This window comes from Bacillus sp. LR--39, from assembly GCF_053613335.1.
Window position 1 is genome coordinate 1 of record NZ_JBSIOT010001385.1, and the last position, 558, is coordinate 558.

The 558-nt window shown below is 51.6% G+C and carries 2 protein-coding genes; both read left to right on the forward strand.

Going from position 1 to position 558, the window contains the following annotated elements:
- Positions 1-267, forward strand: a 267-nt coding sequence (locus ACWHAR_RS30640) for an AAA family ATPase (RefSeq protein WP_452088879.1), incomplete at its 5' end; no start/stop codon positions are given.
- Positions 264-558 (forward strand): hypothetical protein (locus ACWHAR_RS30645; protein WP_452088880.1); only part of this gene is annotated, 295 nt, incomplete at its 3' end. The genes ACWHAR_RS30640 and ACWHAR_RS30645, both read left to right, overlap by 4 nt.

Sequence of the window (558 nt, forward strand, 5' to 3'; positions counted from 1 at the left end):
AAGCATCGACTCGCACTGGCTCGTGCCATCTACAAGGACGCTGCATTCTTGTTTGTCGATGAGCCGACCGCCTCGCTTGACTCAACCAATCGGCGAAAGGTTATCGATCTGTTTGCGGACTTCGCTGCGCGTGGCCGCACGGTTATTGTGTCTACGCACGACTCTGAGATGATCAACGCGTGTGGTGCTCGGCATAAGGTCGGTTCCAGCAGTTCGTCAAAACCATTGTCGACCAACGATCCCGGCAACTTAGGAGGTAACTCATGAAATCAACCACGAAGATCATTATCGGTGTCGTCATAGGATTATTGCTTGCAGTTGGAACAATTGCATTCCTAAACGGATGGATCACAGTGTCAAGAGACACTCATCCGCCGTGCGATCAGCTGCCGAACGTAACAGAGGCCAATGCAGCGCTTTCCAGACATCAAGACCTCGTCGAGGAGATTAAAGCTTTGGGTGATGACATTACGGTCGAAGTAGGAAAGCCGTGTCCTGATGACGAGAACCGAGGGCTGGTCATGGTTAGCTATGGTTCAAGATCCGAGCATGACGCAA